A 1,743-nucleotide genomic window follows, 5' to 3' on the forward strand; every position below is an offset into this window, starting at 1 on the left:
CCTCGGGGGGGAGGGAAAACACCGGCGTCACCACTGTGATATCAGGCAGATGCGTGCCGCCATTGTAAGGGGCGTTGAGGGCAAAGACGTCGCCGGGGTGAATGTCGCCGGAATTGAGCCGGATGATGGTCTCCACGGAGCGGTCCATGGAGCCGAGATGCACCGGCATATGCGGCGCGTTGGCGACCAGCGCGCCGTTCCGATCGAAAACGGCGCAGGAGAAATCGAGCCGCTCCTTGATGTTGACGGAATAGGCGGTGTTCTGCAGCGTTACGCCCATCTGTTCGGCGATCGACATGAACAGGTTGTTGAAGACCTCCAGCATCACCGGATCGGCTTCGGTGCCGAGTGCGGCGTGCCGGCGCTTCTTCTCGATGCGGCGCATCAGTACGTGGTTCCTGGCGGTGATTTCGGACTGCCAGCCCGGCTCGACGATAATGGTCTGGTTCGGCTCGATGATCAAAGCGGGGGCGGCGATCTTGTTGCCGGGCTTCAGCGTCTCGCGAGGGAAGATGCCGGCGTCGCGCCAGACGCCGTCGACAAAGATTTTCCGGGTCCCGGAAGGACTTGCGGCCATGTCTTCAACAACCGAATCGCTTTCGTCGCGGCCGGTGCCGCCGGTATCGGTACCCTCGACGCCGATCGATTCGACGATCATCGGCTTGTCGTCGTAGACGAAACCGAACTGCGCCTTGTGCGCCAGTTCGAAGTTCGCCTTGGCCTGCGCAATCGAGCCATGCTCGAAATTCACGGGCAGCGCGGTATCGGTGCCGTCATAGCGGATCTGCAGCACCGGCTTCGAGGCGACCGCGTCTTCGCTGATGCCTTGCGCGGCGAGTTCGCCGATGACGGCTTTGCGCAGCGTTGCAATGAGTTCATCGATTGCTGGCCCGGAATCTTCCGCCAGCGGCTTCAGCAGCGCCTGCTGGCGTGACGCGAACACAGAGGACAGTCCGATGCCATAGGCCGACAGCAGGCCAGAGAACGGATGGATCAGCACCGCCTCCATGCCGAGCGCATCGGCGACCAGGCAAGCGTGCTGGCCGCCGGCGCCGCCGAAACAGTTCAGGAGGTATTCGGTGACATCGTAGCCGCGCTGCACCGAAATCTTCTTGATGGCATTGGCCATGTTTTCGACGGCGATGGTGACGAACCCTTCGGCAACGGCCTCAGGCGTGCGGCCGTCGCCAATCTCGGCGGCGAGTGCGGCGAATTTTTCGCGAACCTTCTGCACGTCGAGTGGTTCGTCCTGGCCCGGTCCGAAAATGGCCGGGAAGAACTCGGGCTGCAGTTTGCCCAGCATGACGTTGGCGTCGGTGACGGCCAGCGGACCGCCGCGCCGGTAGGCGGCCGGGCCGGGATTGGCGCCGGCCGAATCCGGCCCAGCGCGAAAGCGGCCGGCCTCATAATGCAGGATCGAGCCGCCGCCTGCAGCGACGGTGTGGATGCGCATCATCGGCGCGCGGATGCGCACGCCGGCGACCTCGGTGTCGAAGGCGCGCTCGTAGTCGCCATCGTAATGGGCGACATCGGTCGAGGTGCCGCCCATGTCGAAGCCGATGACCTTGCCGAAACCGGCGAGTTTTGCCGTCTCGACCATGCCGACGACACCGCCGGCCGGGCCGGACAACAGCGCGTCCTTGCCCTGGAACATGTCGGCGGCGGTGAGGCCGCCCGACGACATCATGAACATGAGGCGGGGGCTTTCCCTCCCCCTTGAGGGGAGGGTGGCGGCGAAGCCGC

1 protein-coding gene is annotated in these 1,743 nt (G+C 64.5%); it reads right to left on the minus strand.

Annotation, left to right across the window (positions count from 1 at the left end; translation table 11 throughout):
• Positions 1-1,743: hydantoinase/oxoprolinase family protein (locus E5W70_RS23220; protein WP_292662872.1), on the minus strand; the 1,743-nt coding region annotated here is incomplete at both ends.

It is taken from the genome of Mesorhizobium sp., from assembly GCF_005063415.1.
Taxonomy (GTDB): domain Bacteria; phylum Pseudomonadota; class Alphaproteobacteria; order Rhizobiales; family Rhizobiaceae; genus Mesorhizobium.